At 71.7% G+C, this 17,671-nt stretch carries 13 protein-coding genes; 12 read left to right on the forward strand and 1 reads right to left on the reverse strand.

Going from position 1 to position 17,671, the window contains the following annotated elements; genetic code table 11:
* Window positions 1-721 (forward strand): hypothetical protein (locus IEZ08_RS22340; RefSeq protein ID WP_268249355.1); only part of this gene is annotated, 721 nt, incomplete at its 5' end.
* Here IEZ08_RS22340 and IEZ08_RS22345 read toward each other — a convergent pair.
* Entirely contained in the window at window positions 680-1,642 is a 963-nt protein-coding gene (locus tag IEZ08_RS22345) for a glycosyltransferase family 2 protein (RefSeq protein WP_068921262.1), read from the reverse strand. The two genes, IEZ08_RS22340 and IEZ08_RS22345, sit on opposite strands and share 42 nt — an antisense overlap.
* 114 nt (window positions 1,643-1,756) lie before the next feature.
* Between IEZ08_RS22345 and IEZ08_RS22350 the strand changes: the two genes are divergently transcribed.
* The 11 genes from IEZ08_RS22350 to IEZ08_RS22400 all read left to right on the forward strand — a co-directional run bounded on the left by IEZ08_RS22350 (window position 1,757) and on the right by IEZ08_RS22400 (window position 17,599).
* Window positions 1,757-2,230 carry a GtrA family protein gene (locus IEZ08_RS22350; protein WP_268249356.1) on the forward strand — a complete coding sequence of 158 codons (474 nt, stop codon included), beginning with the start codon at window positions 1,757-1,759 and terminating at the stop codon, window positions 2,228-2,230.
* 114 nt (window positions 2,231-2,344) lie between these two features.
* A complete protein-coding gene (locus IEZ08_RS22355; protein ID WP_068921264.1) occupies window positions 2,345-3,412 on the forward strand; it encodes a glucose-1-phosphate thymidylyltransferase in 1,068 nt (355 codons plus the stop codon).
* Window positions 3,409-4,392 (forward strand): dTDP-glucose 4,6-dehydratase, encoded by a 984-nt coding sequence (rfbB, locus tag IEZ08_RS22360; protein WP_068921265.1) that lies wholly within the window; start codon window positions 3,409-3,411, stop codon window positions 4,390-4,392. Before IEZ08_RS22355 ends, rfbB begins: the two co-directional genes overlap by 4 nt.
* 28 nt (window positions 4,393-4,420) lie before the next feature.
* The gene (locus IEZ08_RS22365; protein WP_189242826.1) at window positions 4,421-6,037 is read left to right on the forward strand and encodes a hypothetical protein; all 1,617 of its coding nucleotides are present in this window, start codon (window positions 4,421-4,423) and stop codon (window positions 6,035-6,037) included.
* Window positions 6,038-6,178: 141 nt separating this feature from the next.
* Window positions 6,179-8,158 carry a glycosyltransferase family 2 protein gene (locus IEZ08_RS22370; protein ID WP_189242827.1) on the forward strand — a complete coding sequence of 660 codons (1,980 nt, stop codon included), beginning with the start codon at window positions 6,179-6,181 and terminating at the stop codon, window positions 8,156-8,158.
* Window positions 8,158-9,909: a glycosyltransferase gene (locus IEZ08_RS22375; protein ID WP_189242828.1), complete on the forward strand. Its 1,752-nt coding sequence runs from the start codon at window positions 8,158-8,160 to the stop codon at window positions 9,907-9,909. The genes IEZ08_RS22370 and IEZ08_RS22375 overlap by 1 nt, the downstream gene beginning before the upstream one ends.
* A 2-nt stretch (window positions 9,910-9,911) precedes the next feature.
* Window positions 9,912-13,382: a bifunctional glycosyltransferase/CDP-glycerol:glycerophosphate glycerophosphotransferase gene (locus IEZ08_RS22380; RefSeq protein WP_229803423.1), complete on the forward strand. Its 3,471-nt coding sequence runs from the start codon at window positions 9,912-9,914 to the stop codon at window positions 13,380-13,382.
* A 238-nt stretch (window positions 13,383-13,620) separates the two neighbouring features.
* Window positions 13,621-14,517, forward strand: a complete 897-nt coding sequence (locus IEZ08_RS22385; RefSeq protein WP_229803402.1) for a CDP-alcohol phosphatidyltransferase family protein — start codon at window positions 13,621-13,623, stop codon at window positions 14,515-14,517.
* Between the two features lie 90 nt (window positions 14,518-14,607).
* Window positions 14,608-15,519, forward strand: coding sequence for a CDP-alcohol phosphatidyltransferase family protein (locus IEZ08_RS22390; RefSeq protein WP_068921270.1), 912 nt, complete (start codon window positions 14,608-14,610; stop codon window positions 15,517-15,519).
* Entirely contained in the window at window positions 15,462-16,556 is a 1,095-nt protein-coding gene (locus tag IEZ08_RS22395) for a sulfotransferase family protein (RefSeq protein ID WP_308426624.1), read from the forward strand. Before IEZ08_RS22390 ends, IEZ08_RS22395 begins: the two co-directional genes overlap by 58 nt.
* Window positions 16,557-16,558: 2 nt before the next feature.
* Window positions 16,559-17,599 (forward strand): sulfotransferase family protein, encoded by a 1,041-nt coding sequence (locus tag IEZ08_RS22400; RefSeq protein WP_068921271.1) that lies wholly within the window; start codon window positions 16,559-16,561, stop codon window positions 17,597-17,599.
* Window positions 17,600-17,671: the final 72 nt, after the last annotated feature.

Here is a 17,671-nt window from a genome sequence, read left to right on the forward strand (position 1 = left end):
GTATGCGGTGTTGGTGGCCGGCATCGCGGTGGTGGCGGTCGTGCTCGGGAGAGCGGCGGGCGCGCGCCGGGCCTGGGCGGTGATGACGGTGGCGCTGTCGGCGCTGTGCCTGCCGGCCACCTTCCACGAGCGGGTGGACGCCGTCGCGCAGTACGCCGTACAGGGTGAGCTTCATCGGGAGGGCCTGTCGCCACGGGCGCGGATCGTGTCGCGTGGTGCTCTGCGGACCCTGCGGTGGTTGCGGTCCCACTCCGAGCCGGACGAGCTGGTGGCGACGAACGCCAACTGCCGCTGGGAGCAGCCCGTCCCGTGCGAGAGCCACCGTTTCTGGGTGGCCGCGTTCAGCGAGCGGCGGGTGCTGCTCGAAGGATGGGCCTATACGGCGACGAACCTGGGGAGGTGGCGTCCGGGGAAGACCCATCTGGGAGGCTTCTGGGATCGGGAGCGTTTCCTGGACAACCGCAGGGCCTTCGAGGATCCCTCGCCGTCCACCGTCGGGCGCCTGCACGAGCGCTACGGGGTGCGCTGGCTCTTCGTCGACGAGAGCAGGATGGAACCGGGGGACGACATGGGCGATGTCGCGGAGCTGCGCTTCCGTTCCGGGCGCTACGCCGTCTACCGGGTCCCGGACCTCGGCTCCGAGCACCGGCTCGGAGCGGGCGGTCCGGGTTCGGGGATCTCAGTGGATGCTCGGCTGGCTGGGGACGTCCACGGTGGCTGACAGGCCGGCCCGCTCACGCACGACGTAGGTGGGCCGGCCCATGCCGCTCCCGTGGATGCGGCCGATGTACTCGCCGAGGACGCCGATGGACATCAGCTGGGCGGAGGAGAAGAGCGCGATCATCGAGGTGATCGTGGTGAACCCGGCGACGGTGGTGTCCCCCCTGGCGAAGCGCCAGATGACCATTCCGCCCAGGAGCAGCCCGATGATGCCGGTCAGGAATCCGACGTAGCTCGCCAGCCGGAGGGGGGCCGTACTGTAACCGAGGAGCATGTTCACCGCGTGCCTCATCAGCAGGCGCAGGGTGTAGTTGGACTTTCCGACCTCGCGGTCGTTCATGTGCACCGTGACCGAGTCCACCTGGGAGGTGCCCCAGGACAGGGCCACGTCGACGGAGGCGTGCGGGCCGGACAGGTCCTCGAACCCGTCGCGCAGGCAGGTCCGGAAGGCGCGGAAGGAACTGATCCGCTGCGCGTGGCGGACGCCCAGCGTGCACGACATCCCGGCCTTCACCGACCGGGACGCGAAGCTGCGCAGGAAGCCGTGCTCCTCCCGGTGCGGCACGCCGTAGACGAGGTCCAGACGGTCGCCTTCGAGGGCGGCGAGCAGCAGCGGGATCTGCTCCGGCGGGTGCTGCAGGTCGTCGTCCATCGTGACGATGACATCGAACTTCGCCTCCCTGATGCCCGCGATCAGCGCGTTGTGCTGACCGTAGTTGCGGGACAGGCGCACCGCCCGTACGGCGTCCAGCCGGCGGGCGAGGGACTTCGCGACGCCCCAGGTGCCGTCCGGGCTTCCGTCGACGACGAGGATCACCTCGTGCCGGACGGACATGCCCTGGAGTACCGAAACGATCCTTTGAGCCAGCACGGGGAGGGTTTTCTCCGAGCGATAGCACGGGATGACGACCGAAACTGACATCTCTTTCTCCGAATACCGATCGTTAATCTTCGTGAGCGTTGTACGATCCCTCGGACCGTGCCGGTGGCCATTTATAAAGCCATCGTCATTTAACGCCATTGGAGGTGTCATCGAATGACCGGAGTGGACACGCGGAGCATTCCCAGGACCCGACCGGTCCCCCGGCGCCGCACTCTTCCGTCGGTTCTTCGCGGACATCGCACCACATACTTGGTGGGAGGGGTTATGACGATGATGCTTTATTTAAGCTTCCTTGCTCTCGCATTACCGATCTTTGAAAGCTCGGTCCCCTATATTGTCCTGGTCGCGATCAGCCATCTCCTCGCCTTGGTGATCGTCTATCCCTGGTACCGGCTGGTGGTCTTCCGTGTCTCCGAGGGCTCGTGGACGTCCGGTTTCCTCCGCTTCTACCTGGTCAGTTCGAGCTTCCTGGCGGTCTCTGTCATCGGGCTCCCGATTCTGGTGGAAATCATGGGGGTGTCGGTTCTGGCGGCGCAGTCGCTGGTGATTCCGATGAGCACCGTCCTGGCCTATCTGATCAACCGCTCATGGACTTTCCGTGACCATGGGAGCGTAAAGCGTTGGTAACGGGGGAGGTGTCGGGAGGCAAAGTGGGAGATCGCTGAATCACCTCCCTCACAGAATCTGGGAACAGCGGTCACCGTGGCCGGCTGCATCCCGGATCATAGGGAGTCGAAAAGGGTGAAAGCACTCGTCCTGGCGGGTGGCAGAGGCACGAGACTGCGGCCACTGACACACACGTCCGCCAAACAGCTGGTCCCCGTCGCCAATAAACCGGTGCTCTTCTACGGGCTTGAGGCGATCCGCGACGCGGGCATCACCAGTGTCGGGATCATCATCGGCGACACCGGTGCCGAGGTCCGGGAGGCCGTGGGAGACGGCTCGCAGTTCGGGCTCGAGGTCACCTACATCCCCCAGGAGGCCCCCCTGGGCCTGGCGCACTGCGTCCTCATCGCGCGGGAGTTCCTCGGGGACGAACCGTTCGTGATGTATCTCGGCGACAACTTCCTGATCGGCGGGATCGCCGGTCTCGTGGACGCCTTCCGGCACGGCGGGCACGACGCCCAGGTCCTGCTGACCAGGGTCGCCGAGCCCCAGTTCTACGGCGTCGCCGAACTGGGACCCGCCGGAGAGATCGTCGGCCTGCAGGAGAAGCCGGCCTTCCCGCGCAGTGACATGGCCATCGTCGGGGTCTACTCCTTCTCCCCCGCCATCCACGAGGCGGTCCAGGCGATCACCCCGTCCGCCCGCGGCGAGCTGGAGATCACCGACGCGATCCAGTGGCTGATCGAGAACGACTACTCCGTCCACTCGCACATGGTGACCGGCTACTGGAAGGACACCGGCCGGCTGCAGGACCTGCTGGAGTGCAACCGCATGATCCTGGAGACGGTCGAACCGGACAACCGGGGCACGGTCGACGGACTGAGCGAGATCACCGGCCGGGTCGTCATCGAGCCCGGGGCCGTCGTGGAGAACTCGGTCCTCCGCGGCCCGATCGTGGTGGGGGCCGACGCGAAGATCCAGTCGTCGTACGTGGGGCCGTTCACGTCGATCGGACCGCGCTGCGTGGTGCAGGACACCGAGGTCGAGTACTCGATCGTGCTCGACGACTCCTCCATCCACGGCGTCTCCCGCCTGGCCCACTCCCTGATCGGCCGCAACGTCGAGGTGAGCCGGGCGGACGGGACCCCCAACACCTACGGCCTCATGGTGGGCGACCACAGCAGGATCCAGGTGCGCGCATGAGAATCCTCGTCACCGGCGGGGCCGGGTTCATCGGCTCCCACTACACGCGGTCGCTGCTGCGGGGCGCCTACCCGGGCTTCGAGGACGCCCGGGTCACGGTTCTCGACAAACTCACCTACGCCGGCAACCTCGCCAACCTCGCCCCCGTGGCCGAGCACCCCGGGTACCGCTTCGTCCAGGGGGACATCGCCGACGAGAGCCTGCTCGCCGACGTCGTCCCCGGCCACGACGTGATCGTGAACTTCGCGGCCGAGTCCCACGTCGACCGGTCCATCGCCGACGCGGGCGACTTCGTGACGACCAACGTCCTGGGCACCCAGCGGCTGCTGCAGGCGGCGCTGGAGGGCGGGGTCGGCACGTTCGTCCAGGTCTCCACCGACGAGGTGTACGGCTCCATCGCGCGGGGATCCTGGGACGAGTCCCAGCCCCTGCTGCCGAACTCGCCCTACTCGGCGGCCAAGGCCTCCGGCGACCTGTTCTGCCGCGCGTACGCCAGGACCCACGGCCTCGACGTCCGCATCACCCGCTGCTCCAACAACTACGGCCCGTACCAGTACCCCGAGAAGATCATCCCGCTCTTCGTCACGAACCTGATCGACGGGCGCCGCGTCCCCCTCTACGGCGTCGGCCGGAACGTCCGCGAGTGGCTGCACGTCGACGACCACTGCCGGGGCATCCAGCTCGTCCTGGAGAAGGGCTCGCCGGGGGAGGTCTACAACATCGGCGGAGGCGTCGAGCTCACCAACCTGGAGCTCACCGAGCGGCTGCTGGCCGCCTTCGGCGCGGGCTGGGACATGGTCGTGCGCGTCCCCGACAGGCTGGGACACGACCTGCGCTACTCCGTGGACAGCAGCAAGATCCGCGCGATCGGCTACGAACCCCGGGTGGACTTCGGCGACGGACTGGCCGAGGTCGTGCAGTGGTACCGGGACCACCAGGACTGGTGGCGCGCCAGCCGCGAGCCCCGCCCCCGTCCCTGAGCAGAGAGGTCCCCGAACCATGCAAGGAGTGGATCAGGCAAGGTCTGCGCCGGGCGCCCGGCCGGGGGGAGAGCCCCCGGGAGCGCCCGGGGGAGGGCGGGCTCCCGGGCGGAAGGGCCGCTGGACCCTCCGCTCCTCCGGACCGGAGATCCTCCTGGCCGCCGTCGCCGTCTGTTACGCGCTCGCCCAGATCCTCCTGGTGACACCGGGGATCGGTTTCGGGAACGACGAGGCGGTGTACGCCAACCAGTTCTCCGCCAACGGTCCCGGGGGACTCCAGCCTTTCCGGGGCTGGGACATGGGCTATCACAGCTCCCGGGGATGGGGGACACCGATCCTCGTCGCCCCCATGGTCATGTTCACCGACTCGATCGAGGCCCTGCGGCTGTATCTGACGCTGGTCTCCTCGTCGCTGCTGTTCGCGGCGTTCCGCGTCTGGCTCTCCGTACGGCTCGGCTACGCGGTCCCGGCCGCGGCGGCGATCTTCGCCGGTTCCTGGGCGACCGTGTTCTACGGCAACGCGGTCATGCCCAACCTGTACACCGCGCTCGGCGCCGTGGCCCTCACCGGGCTGATCCTGCGCGGTGCGGCCTCCGGAGCCTCCCCCGGACGCGCCACGCTGGTCATGGTCGCCGTCGCCACCGCGGTTCTGCCGCTGTTCCGCCCGTCCGACGCGCTGGTGATCACCTGCGGCGCGGCGGGGGGGACCGCCGTCCTGCTGCTGTCCCGCAGGCACCGCCGTCCCGCGTTCCTCACGCTCACCGCGGTGGGCGCCGGCGCCGTGGTCGGCTACGGCATGTGGGTCCTGGAGTCGCTGCTGCGCTACGGCAACATCCCGCTCCGCCTCAAGGAGGCGACCCGGATGTTCGGCGACCCCCAGTGGCTCGTCGAGCACCACGTGAGAGTGCTGGACGGACCCACGGTCTGCACGACCCTGGACGGGTGCGGGCCGGTCACCCCCGGAGGGCTGGTGTGGCTGGCGGGCCTCGCGCTGCTCGTGGGGGCGGGCCTGCTGTCGGGCCTGCGGCGCGGACACGGGAGCGTCGTCGTCATCCCCGTCGTCGTCGGCGCCTGCATCGCCGCCGCCTACCTCTACTACCCGGGCCAGATCGCGCCGCGCTACATGCTGCCCGCCTACGGGCTCTGGGCGATCGCCGCGGGCGAAGGCCTCCGGTTCCTGATCGGCACGCTCCGGCGCCGGACCCGGGCGGTCTACGCGGTGGCGTGCTGCTCTCTCGTCCTGGGCGGCTACCTGCACCTGCAGAGCGGTTATCTGACGGCGAACGTCGGCCCGCAGACCGCAGGCCGCGCCGGCATGAGACTGGCGGCGGAGAGGATCAAGGAGATCGGGTACGGGCGCCCCTGCCTGGTGTACGGCTGGAACACGACACAGGTCTCCTATTACCTGGGTTGTGAGGCGCTGCCGGAGTGGAACGACCGGCCCCTGCCCGCCGTCCCCCGGGACGGTGTCGAGGAGAAGCTCGCGGAGGGGGCGACCGTCATCCTTCTCTACCGGGGGGACGCGGACAGGAACGCCTCCTACTTCGCCTTCTGGCCGGAGTACCGGCTGACCCGGAGCAACTGGTACGCCCGCATCAGCCCCGGCGGGCTCACGCCGCCCCCCGGGACCCGCAGGACCCACTGAGCTCGCGGAGCTCGCGGAGCTCGCGGGGTTCGAACTAGCGGGTGCGGCGGCCGGGGTGGCGTCCCGCTCCCTGCGCCGCGCGCCACGGCGGCCCGGAGCGCACGGCGCAAGCGATGGAGCGTATTCATGAGGGGATTTTCAATGAGAGCCTTGCTCAAGGCCGCGCCCGGCGCTGTGGGGTTCCACATCGGCTTCGAGGGATATCCGGACCTCCTCACGCGGTTGTCCGGCGGTGCCGCCGGCGGCTGGACGGACCTGGACAGAGCGCCCACGGACCGGCCTCCCGCGGGCACGGGGGTCAGGCGCGTCCTGCTGCTGGCGCGGACACCCGCGGACCTGAGGCGAGCGGTCCCCCTGGCGGGACTCCTGCCCAGAGCGCGGGAGATCGCCGTGATCATCGGGGAGTCGCCCGCCTGGCGGCCGCCGCCCGTGCCGGCCGCCGGTTTCACGCAGCACTGGAACAAACTGCTCGATCTCCGGATCCGCCGCCACGCCGACGGATCGTGGCGGGCCGACGCGAGTTTCGTCTCGCGGATCCCGGCGGGAGAGGTGCTGAAGGCGCTCTCCCGGGGCCTGACCGGCCTGCCCAGAGGCGCGCTGAACGCGCCGGTGGTCTCCCTGGCGGGAGTCGGGTCCTGCCAGTGGCGGCCGGGGGATCCCAACGTCGTGCTCGCGCCCGCGTCCGGTCCGGTCCCGTCGCGGCGGGACGCGCCGGGGTGCGACGTCGCGCTGCGGACGGTGGGGGCCGGGGCGCCGTCCTGGCCGGTGGGCGACGCGAGCCGGATCGACCGGGCCGAGCCCGTCACCGGTTCCGTCATGGGGCCCGTCACCGCGTCCGTCCCCCCGGGCCTGTCCGGCGACATCCCGTTCTCCGTCAGCGACATCCCGCCGATCGACGAGTTCTCGGTCTGCCCCATCGGGTTCCTGCCCACGGATGACGGATCCGTCGGCGGGCTCCGCGACGACCGGGGGGTGCACGAGATCGTCCGGCAGGGCGAGGTCGTCACGCGGATCCCGCTCACCGGGGCGCTCACCGAGGTGGACGTCGCCAGACTGCGGGAGCTCGCGGGCGTGGCCGTGGACCTCGGCCGGGACTGGATCACCCCGGTCGGCGTCGCGCGGATCGTCTGCGGCCTGGCCGCCGCGGGGGTGCCCGTCCTGGCCAGGCCGGACACCCGCTGGAGCGGGGCGCTCGGCGCGGAGCTGGCGGCGCTGCTGGACGGCTTCGACCCGGAGGACCTGTCCGACGCCCTGGCCCGCGAGCAGTACAGCATCCGGCTGCGGCGTGCGGCGCTCACCGCGCACGGCACGTCGGCCCGGTGGCGGCAGATCGCGCAGGAGAGGGGGATCCGGCCGCCGGACCCGCCGTCGGTCTCCGTGCTCCTGTGCACGCGGCGGCCCGAGCTGGTGGCGTCCGCGCTCGGCCAGGTGGCCCGGCAGCGCGGGGTGGAGACGGAGGTCATCCTCACCCTGCACGGCTGCTCCGCTGACCTGCCCGAGGTGTCCGCGGCGACGGCCGCGTACCGGGGCGCGATCACCGTGCTGGAGGAGGACGCCGGCCGCGTGTTCGGCGAGGTGCTCAACCGGGCGGCCCGCCGCGCCTCCGGGACGCACCTCGCCAAGATGGACGACGACGACTGGTACGGCCCCGACCACCTGTCGGACCTGGTGCTCGCCCAGCGGTACTCGGGCGCCGACCTGGTGGGGGCCGCCGGAGAGTTCTACTACCTGGAACCCCTCGGAATCACCGTCCGCCGCTGCATCGACTCCGAGCTCTACACCGGTCACGTCGCCGGCAGCTCCATCCTGATCTCCCGGGCGGCCTTCGACGGCGTGGGAGGGTTCCGTCCCATCTCCCGGACGGTGGACGGCCAGCTGCTGGAGGCGGTCACCGCGGGCGGCGGCAGGATCTACCGCACCCACGGCTTCAACTACCTCGTCGGCCGGCGGCACGTGACGGGGCACACCTGGCAGGAGCCGCTCAACACCTTCCTGACGAAGTACCGGCGGCAGTGGCGGGGATTCCGCCCGAACGCGCTGATGGAAATGGAGGGGCACCCTCCGCACGGAGTGCCCGGCGCCGCCGACGGCGAGGCCATTGCGAGCAAAGGACGGCAGTGATGCACATGCGTACCGCGAACCCGGACGGGGCCGGGATCCCCAGGCCGCTGATCCGCAGGAACGACTTCGGCTGCCTGGCCCCCCCTGCCCTGGGCCGCTGGACTCCCCGTCGCACCGTGAGCGTCGTGATCCCCGCCTACCGCTGCGAGGAGACCCTCCCGCTCACTCTCGCGAGCCTGGCCGGGCAGAGCTATCCCGGCCACCTGATGGAGGTCGTCGTCGTCGACGACAGCGAGGACGCCTCGCTCCGCCTGCCCGACCTGGTCCCGGAGAACACCCGGATCGTACGGCCCCGGCCCGGCGGCTGGGGCATCGCCAACGCCTTCCACACCGGGGTGACGGCCGCCGAGGGCGAGGTCGTGCACCGGATCGACTCGGACCTGGTGCTGGTCAGGGAGCACGTGGAGGCGCAGATGCGCTGGCACCACCTGGCGGACTATCTCGTGCTCCTGGGCCACCTGAGGTTCAACGAGTGGGACCCGGAGTGCCTGAGCGCCTCGGCGGTGTACGACGCCGTCGTCGCGGGGGCCGTGGACACGCTCTTCGACGGCGAGGGCACGCCCCAGTGGACCGAGGCGGTCTGGGACGGCACCGAGGACCTCCGCCGGGCCGGCCCGGACGTCTTCCGGCTCAACGTCGGCGCGACGGCGTCCCTGCCCCGGGAGCTGTACCTGCGTGCGGGCGGCATGGACACCGCGCTGTCGCGGGGGTCGGACACCGAGATCGGGTACCGGCTGGCGCAGGCGGGCGCGGTCTTCGTCGCCGACCGGGAGTCGCACTGCCGCCATCTCGGCAGCTCCACGGTGATGCGCCGTCAGGACGAGGTCCAGCGCTACACCAGGCCGTTCATGGCCGAGCGGATCCCCCACCGCCAGTACCGGTCGCCGAAAGGCCCCGGCCGCCAGTACCTCGTGCCCCGGGTGGAGGCGGTGATCACGGCGGACGGGCACACGCTGGAGGATGTGCGGGCCACGGTCAACGCCCTGCTGGCGAGCTGGATGTCCGATCTGTCGGTGACGCTCGTCGGCCCCTGGGGCCGGCTCACCGACGAGCGCCGCTCCCCGCTGGACGACCCGCTGCTGGACCTGCGCCTGATCCGGGAGACGTTCCGGGGGGAGAGCCGTGTCCGCTTCGTCGAGGAGGCCGCCGAGACGGCCTTCCCGTCGCCGTTCCGGTTCGAGTGCCCGGCCGGATGGGCGCCCGAGCCGGAGACGCTGGGCTGGCTGGTCGCATTCATCGACGAGCAGGTGCTCGGGCTGGTCTCCCTGGTCCTGGACGAGCGCAAGGAACTGGTGGTGGCCCGGCTGGAGCGGACCGCGGTCCTGTCCCGCGCGCGGTCGCTCGCCGAGCCGGACGAGAGCCTGGACGAGATCGTCCACCGGATCTCCGGTGTGGTCTGGGAGGACGGCCGCAGGTGGGGGATCCTGCCCGCCGGAACCGCGGGCGCCGCGGCCGGGATCGGGCCGGCGGTCCAGACGGAGCAGTGGCGCAGGCGGGCCGAGAAGTGGGAGCGGCGCGCGCGCATGTGGAAACAGCGGGCGCTCGGCCGGCGGATGGGGCAGCTCGACGGGATACCCGTGCGGCGGCTGCGCCGGGCCGTCGGCAAGGGACTGCGGCTGGTCGGGGTGGCCCGCGTTCCCGGGGTGGCCCGCGTTCCCGGAGCGGCCCGCGTCCCCGGAGCGGCCCGCGCCATCGGGGCGGCCGAACAGCCCCGGGCGGCCGCGGGCCGCCGGCAGCGGTCCGGGCGGTGACCATGCCGCTGATCAGCGTCATCGTGCCCATCTACAACGTCGAGCCGTACCTGACGGCGTGCCTGGAGTCCCTCGCGGCCCAGACCTGGCGCGACGTCGAGGTCGTCATGGTCGACGACGGCTCGCCCGACGCGAGCGCCGAGATCGCCCAGAGGTACGCGGCGGACGATCCCCGGTTCCTGCTCCTGCGCCAGCCCAACCGCGGTCTCGGCGCGGCGCGCAACGCCGGGCTGCGGCGGGCCGGCGGAGAGTTCGTCGCCTTCCTCGACAGTGACGACATGCTGCCCCTGCACGCGCTGGAGACCATGGCGGACAGCCTCCTGCAGACCGGTTCCGACCTGGTGGCCGGGAACGTGCACCGGTTCGGCGGGCGGGGGGTGCGGCAGTCGCCGATGCACCGGGAGGTCTGCGCCCGCCCGGTCCGGCGGACCCACATCACCGAACACGAGGTCCTGCTCCGGGACCGGCTGGTCACCAACAAGCTCTGGCGGCGCTCGTTCTGGGACGAGCACGCGATGAGCTTCCCCGAGGGCGTGCTGTACGAGGACATCGCGGTCGCCCTTCCGGGGCACTACCGGGCGAAGTCGGTGGACGTGCTGTCCACCTCCGTCTACCTGTGGCGGGAACGGGAGGGCGAGCAGCTCTCGATCACCCAGGACCGCGCGCGGGTCGACGGGGTCGAGGACCGCCTCACCGCCGTACGGTCGGTGCGCTCCTTCCTGCTGGCGGAGGGCTTGGCCCGGCACGTCCCCGACTGGGACCGTACCGTCCTGGAACACGACCTCCCCGTCTTCTTCCCGGCGCTCCAGCACGGCGACGACGCCTTCCGGCGGCGGTTCGCGGAGCTGGCGGCGGAGTATCTCGACGGGGTCGAGCCGGGTGTCCTCGCCTCCCTCTCCGCCCCCCGCCGGGTGCTGTGGCACCTGCTCCGGCACGGCCGGCTCGCCGAGGCGCTCGACCACCTCGCCTGGGAGCGGACCACGGAGCCGCAGGCCGTACGCCGGGGAGCCCGCTACCACCTCGACACGCCGGTGCGCGAGCTGCCCGCGGAGGTGACGCGCCTGCGCGGCGACCTCACCCTGCGGCAGCAGGTGGACGAGGTGTACTGGGAGGACGGCCGCCTGGTGGTGGAGGGACGGGCGACGCTCCGCTACCTGCGCCCGACCCAGCGGGTGCACCAGCAGGTGTTCGCCTCGCTGGTGCAGTCGGGCACCGGGCGGCAGGTCCGCCTCCCGGTCACGGCCGTGCACGTGGGATCGATCGGCTCCTCCCGCGCCAGCCGGAGGCGGCGCGACTGGGGCGGCTTCCGTCTCGTCATCGACCCGGCCAAGCTCGCCGACGGGCGGACCGCCACCTGGCACGTCGAACTGATGGTGCTCCACCGGGGCATGGTGCGGCGTGAGCGCCTGCGCGCGGGCGGCGCCGAGACGGTCCGCGAGGTACGGCCGGGCATGAAACTGGTCCTGGAGAAGGGGGAGGGGGACTTCACCCTCCGGATCGAGCCGGAGCGGTTCCGGCTCACCGGCCGGACGGTGGACGGCGACCGGCTCCGGCTGACCGGGCGCGCCCTGACCGGCATGACCGATCCCGTCCTCCACCTGGTCCGCGAGCCGGGCGGATCGGTCCTGAGCCATCCGCTCCGCCACGGCGGACCCGCAGGGGACGGCGTCTTCCAGGCCGAGATCGACCTGCGGGACGTGCTGCCCGGACGGGTGCCGCGGCTCGGCCCCGCCGGACCGGAGGCGCGGACTCTGGACACGAGGGTGGAGTGGCGGCTCCGGGTCGTCGACGGGGAGACCTCGTCGCCGATCGCCGACGGCCTTCCCGCGACCCGGCACGTGGCGGGTGACCGGGAGATCGTCGTCACCGCCTCGCCGAGGGGCGAGTCCGTGCTGCGGGTGCAGCCCCCGGCGGCCGCCCTGGAACGGGCCGAGTGGTCCGCGGGCGCGCGGCTGCTGCTCACCGGCGGGATCACGGGCGGATGCTCCGGTTTCGGAGGGGCGCCGTCCCATCTCGTCGCCTCCCGCACCGACCACCACGACGAGCGGTTGTTCCCGGTCCGCTGCGACGGCGGCCGTTTCGAGGCGGCCGTCACCCCCGGCGCGGTCCGATCCCTGGCCGGGACGCTCCCGCTGCCTCCGGGGACCTACCGGCTGGCGCTGCGGACCCCGGGCCGTGACCTTCCCCTGGAGGCGGCCGGCGGCGCCGTACCCGGCGGGATCTCCGGGGCCTTCGGGGCCTTCGCGCTGGAGGCGGACGAGACCGGGAACGTCGTGCTCACGGTGGAGGGCGATCTGACCGAGGAGGAGCGCGGCGCCCAGAACCAGCGCGTGCTGCGGACGGAGCGCTATCCCGCCTGGCGGCGGGAGCCGCTCCGGCAGGCCGTGCTGTTCGACAGCTACGACGGCAGGCGGTTCTCCGACAACCCGAAGGCGATCTACGAGGAGCTGCGGCGCAGGGGATCCGCCCTGGACTTCCTCTGGATCGTCCGCGACGGCCAGGTGGAACCGCCCGGGGACGTCACCCCGGTCCGGTTGAACGGCACGGAGTACTACCAGGCGCTCGCCCGCTGCCGGTACGTCGTCACCAACACGCACCTGCCGGTGTGGTTCGAGCGCAGGGACGGGCAGACGGTCCTGCAGACCTGGCACGGGTCCGCGGTGCGGCGCGTGGGGTTCGACGTGGAGCGGCCGCCGTTCGAGGCCGCCGAGTACGGCGAGCGGCTGGCCCGGAGGGTCGCGCAGTGGGACTACCTGGTCTCACCCGGCCCGTGGGGCACGGAGGTGCTGAGGAAGGCATTCCGGTTCGACGGGACGGTGCTGGAGACCGGCTGCCCGCGCAACGACGTGTTGTCGCGCCCCGACCGGGAGGAGACGGCCGAGCGGGTCAGGCGGCGGCTCGGCCTGCCGCCGGGGAGAGGGCCGGACGGGAGGCCGGGGAAGAAGGTGATCCTGTACGTCCCGACCCGGCGTGAGGACAGGCTCGACGGCAGGGGGCGTCCCCGGTTCGACTTCCGGCTGGACGTGGACCGGATGCGCGCCGCGCTCGGCCCCGGCCACGTGCTGCTGGTCCGCAGGCACCCCGACGTCGTCGGTGGGACGTTCCGGGCCGACGGGGAGTTCGTCATCGACGTGTCGGCCTACCCGGACGTCCAGGAGCTGTATCTGGTCGCCGACGTCCTGGTCACCGACTACTCCTCGGCCATGGCCGACTTCGCGGTGACCGGCCGCCCCATCCTCCTGTACGCCTACGACCTGGAGCGTTTCCAGGCCACGGCGGGAGGGCTCTACGTCGGTCTCGACGAGCTGCCGGGGCCGCTGCTGAGGAGCACGGAGGAGGTCGTCGCCGCGCTCCGGTCACCGGGCGGGATCGCCGCGGAGTACGCCGAGCGCTACGCCGCCTTCGTGGCCAGGCACCGCCCGCTCGACGACGGCGGCGCCGCGGCGAGGGTCGTGGACCGCGTCTTCACCTGACCCCGCACCCCCGCAACCGCCCCGGCGTGTCCCCACGCCGGGGCGGTTTTTCCTATGGGGACGGCTATGCGGAAGGACTCCGCGCCGTGCCGGAGGCAACGCCCAACGGGCGGAGGGGTCATGAGATCCCCCGGCCGGGAGCGGCACTGCCTGGGGAGGGTCAAGAAGTGGCATGGAGACCCTCCGAGAGTTACAGAGCGTCATTGCGGCGACCCCCGGCGTCGCCATGCTGGCAGCTATGAGCGCCTATTCCCTGGACGACATCCGTGCCACGTGCAAGCGCAAAGACTCCTGGTGGACGGTTTTCCTGGTCGATCCGGTCGCGTGCCGGCTCACGCTGCTCGTCGCCAACCACACCGCCGTCACACCCAACGGCCTCTCCCGCCTCTCGCTCGCCCTCGGGCTGGCGTCGGCGCTCTGGTTCGGGGCGGGACAGCTCGTGGCAGGAGCCGCGCTGTTCTATCTGAGCTTCATGGTCGACTGCATGGACGGGAAGATCGCCCGGCTCAAGGGCACCGGGACGGTGTTCGGTCTCTGGGTCGACTACGTGGGCGACCGGGTCCGGGTGGTCTGCTGCGCGTCCGGGCTGGCGTTCGGGCAGTACCTGGCGACCGGTGATCTCACCTATGTCCTGCTCGGTACGGGGGTCGCGGTGCTGGACCTGTTCCGCTACGTGAACGCGCCGCAGATGAAGCGGGTCCGTGACGCGGTCCGGGAGAGCTGGGAGGCGCGGAGTCCCGCGGCGGCGGAGGGCACGCCGGGGCCGCAGGAGGTCTCCGTCACGCGGGCGGAGATCGACGCGGTGCTGGACGAGGCCGCCGCGCTGATCGACACGCCCGCCGCGCCCCGGCCCGGAGGCGTCCGGGGAGTGCTGGGGATGTACCGCCTGGCCGGTCCCTTCCTCGCCCGCTACCGGATCCGCACCCACCTGATGAGCGGCATCGAGTTCCACGCCGCGGTGTTCGTGGCGGCCCCGCTGCTGGGGGCCTGGGCGCTGGTGCCCGTGGCGACCGGGGCGGGCGCGCTGCTCCTGCTGAACGAGACCTACCTGGTCTACCGGCTGTGGCGGTTCACCCGGATGCCGGTGCCCGCCGCCCCGGCCTCCCGGCGCGACCCGCAGCGTGTGCTCGTCTGAGGTGAGCCGTACGGCCCGGGTTGGTCAAGAACTGGCATGGAGACCGTCCGTTAGTTACAGAGAGTCATTGCTCGAACCCCTGAGGTGGCCATGCTGACATACATGAGGGCCTACTCCATGGACGACGTCCACGCGGTGAGGAAGCCCAGGGATTCCTGGTGGACGGTTTTCCTGGTCGATCCGGTCGCGTGCCGGCTCACGCTGCTCGTCGCCGGCCGCACCGCCGTCACGCCCAACGGGCTGACCGGTGTGTCGATGGCCCTCGGCGTGGCGTCGGCGATCGCGTTCGCGATGGGACAGCTCGCGGCGGGGGCCGCGCTGTTCTATCTGAGCTTCACGGTCGACTGCACGGACGGGAAGATCGCCCGGCTCAAGGGCACGGGCACGCCGTTCGGTCTCTGGGTCGACTACATGGGCGACCGGGTCCGGGTGGTCTGCTGCGCGTCCGGGCTGGCGTCCGGGCAGTACCTGGCGACCGGCGACGTCACCTATGTCCTGCTCGGCGCGGGGGTGACGGTGCTGGACCTGTTCCGCTACGTGAACGCGCCGCAGATGAAGCGGGTGCGCGAAGCGGTCAGGGAGAGCCGGGGCCGGCGGGGCCCGGCCGTGGGGGACCTTTCCCCGTACGGCCCGGCCGGGGAGGACCGCTCCCCGCACGACCCCGGTCCCGCCGAGGTCGCCGCGGTGCTGGACGAGGCCGCCGCGCTGATCCGGGAGGCCGCGGCGCAGCCGCACCCGGGTGCCCAGCGTGTGCTCCGGACCTACCGCAGGCTCGGCCGCTTCCTCGCCCGTCACCGGGTGCGCGCTCATCTGATGAGCGGCATCGAGTTCCACGCCGCGGTGTTCGTGGTGGCCCCGCTGCTGGGGGCCTGGGCGCTGGTGCCCGTGGCGACCGGGGCGGGCGCGCTGCTCCTGCTGAACGAGATCTTCCTGATCTACCTGCTGTGGCTGTCCACCCGGACGGCATCCACCTCGCCGATCCCGCAGCAACTACCTGTCTGACCGAGTTTCCACGGGGGTTCGTTGTGATCAAGTCCGACCGGCCGATCTTCGTCATCGGGTGCCCGCGCTCCGGCACCACCATGCTGCAGCTGATGCTGCACTCCCACCCGCGCATCGGGGTACCGCCGGAGACGCGGTTCGTGGTGCCCGGCTACTACCGCCGGTTCGTCTTCGGCGACCTGCGCGAGGAGGTCAACCGGCGCAGGCTGGGCCAGTGGATCGTGACCGACAAGGACACCAAGTTCAAGGAGCTCAAGCTCGACGGGGACCGGTTCATCGAGGACGTCGTCGCCGGCCCGCCCACCCTGGGCTCCGCGATCGGCATCGCCTTCCGGTCGTACGCCGAGCAGTTCGGCAAGGCCCGCTGGGGTGACAAGCGGCCCAGCTACTACCACTACGTGGACATCCTTCTGCGGCTGTTCCCCGACGCGCAGTTCATCCACCTGATCAGGGACGGCCGCGACTGCGTGGCGTCGCTGAAGGAGATGCCCTGGTACACCAAGGACGTCTTCCACGCGGTGAACAACTGGGCCGAGGCGATCGACTTCGGCCGCCGCCACGCCAAGAACCTCCCGGCCGACAGCTACTACGAGCTGCGCTATGAGGACCTGACCCGCGACCCCGAGACCGAGCTGCGCGGCCTCTGCGGCTTCCTCGGCGAGGAGTACGACCCGGCCATGAGCGAGCCGTGCCACGTCGCCCGCCAGGCGATCCCGCAGAACAGGGTGTGGCACCTCAACACGCACGGCGACGTGACCACCGCCCGGACCGGTTCCTGGAAGGCGCGGCTGGAGCCGTGGGAGGTGTCCCTCTGCGAGACCGTGCTGGCCGAGCGGCTGACCGCCAACGGCTATGAGCTGACCGGCGCGCCCAAGGCGGACAAGGCGCACGTCACGGCGGTGTCCAAGGTCGAGGCCAAGCGACGTGCGGCCCGGCGGCGCAAGGACCTGCGGGACCGCATCAACCGGTTCCGCGAGCCGGGTCCGGTGGCCGCGCAGCTCACCACCCGCCAGCTGGGCGAACTGGCGAGGGTCTGACCATGCCGTCCGACAGACCGATCTTCATCCTGGGCTGCCCCCGTTCGGGGACGACGATGCTGCAGCTCATGATGCACGCCCACCCCCGCATCGCGATCCCGCCGGAGACCCGGTTCGTGACCGCCGCCTACCAGCGGCGGCTCCGCTTCGGCGATCTCAACGACCCGGCCCGCCGCCGCGAGCTGGCCGACTGGATCGTCGGCCGCCGTCAGTCCCGCTTCCACGAGCTGAAGCTGGACGCGGCCAAGGTGACCGAGGAGATCGTCGAGGGTCCGCCGACGCTCGGCTCGGCGCTGGGCATCGTGCTGCGGGCCTACGCGGCCCGGTTCGGCAAGCCGCGCTGGGGCGACAAGCGGCCGGCGTACTTCCAGAGCGTCGACGCCCTGCTCCGGCTCTTCCCGGACGCCCAGTTCGTGCACCTGATCAGGGACGGCCGCGACTGCGTGGCGTCGCTGAAGGAGATGCCCTGGTACGACGGGAGCGTCTACGACGCGGTCTCCGTCTGGGCCGAGGCGATCGACTTCGCCCGGTACGGCGCGCCCGGTCTTCCCGCGGGCAGCTACTACGAGCTGCGCTACGAGGACCTGACGCGCGACCCCGAGACCGAGCTGCGCGGGCTCTGCGCCTTCCTCGGCGAGGAGTTCGACCCGGCGGTGTGCGAGCCGAGCCGGATGGCGCGCGTCGTGCCGTCCTGGAAGAGCTGGCACGAGCGCACCCGCGGTGAGGTGACCACCGCGCGCTCCGGCTCGTGGAAGGAGCGGCTGACCCGGCAGGAGATCGCGCTGTGCGAGAGCGTGCTCGCCGACCGGCTGAAGGCCTACGGCTACGAGCCGGGCGGGGCGCCGGGCGCCGGGCGGCTGCAGATCCTCGCCTACGAGCACACGGCGGCCCGGCGCAGGCTGGCCCGTCTCAAGCGGGTGACCGCCGACCGCCTGGTACGGCTCCGCGAGCCCAACCCGCCGGCTGCCCTGCTCACCGAGGGCCAGGTCGCGCTGGCCGGCGGCACCCGGCCGCGCCACGAGCCGCCCGTCCCGGTCACCTGACCACGCGGGGCCGGTGGCCGGTCCCGTCGGGCCAGCGGCCGCCGTGCGGGACGGGCCGCCGCACGGGACGGG

Origin of the sequence: Planobispora rosea (assembly GCF_014648175.1) — a bacterium.
Lineage (GTDB): Bacteria > Actinomycetota > Actinomycetes > Streptosporangiales > Streptosporangiaceae > Planobispora > Planobispora rosea.

Bases quoted from the DNA above. Each gene is read 5' to 3' on its own strand.
- IEZ08_RS22350 (WP_268249356.1), top strand. From the start codon at position 1,757: ATGACCGGAGTGGACACGCGGAGCATTCCCAGGACCCGACCGGTCCCC.
- IEZ08_RS22375 (WP_189242828.1), top strand. From the start codon at position 8,158: ATGCACATGCGTACCGCGAACCCGGACGGGGCCGGGATCCCCAGGCCG.
- IEZ08_RS22345 (WP_068921262.1), bottom strand. From the start codon at position 1,642: ATGTCAGTTTCGGTCGTCATCCCGTGCTATCGCTCGGAGAAAACCCTC.
- IEZ08_RS22380 (WP_229803423.1), top strand. From the start codon at position 9,912: ATGCCGCTGATCAGCGTCATCGTGCCCATCTACAACGTCGAGCCGTAC.
- IEZ08_RS22385 (WP_229803402.1), top strand. From the start codon at position 13,621: ATGAGCGCCTATTCCCTGGACGACATCCGTGCCACGTGCAAGCGCAAA.
- IEZ08_RS22370 (WP_189242827.1), top strand. From the start codon at position 6,179: ATGAGAGCCTTGCTCAAGGCCGCGCCCGGCGCTGTGGGGTTCCACATC.
- rfbB (WP_068921265.1), top strand. From the start codon at position 3,409: ATGAGAATCCTCGTCACCGGCGGGGCCGGGTTCATCGGCTCCCACTAC.
- IEZ08_RS22400 (WP_068921271.1), top strand. From the start codon at position 16,559: ATGCCGTCCGACAGACCGATCTTCATCCTGGGCTGCCCCCGTTCGGGG.
- IEZ08_RS22390 (WP_068921270.1), top strand. From the start codon at position 14,608: ATGCTGACATACATGAGGGCCTACTCCATGGACGACGTCCACGCGGTG.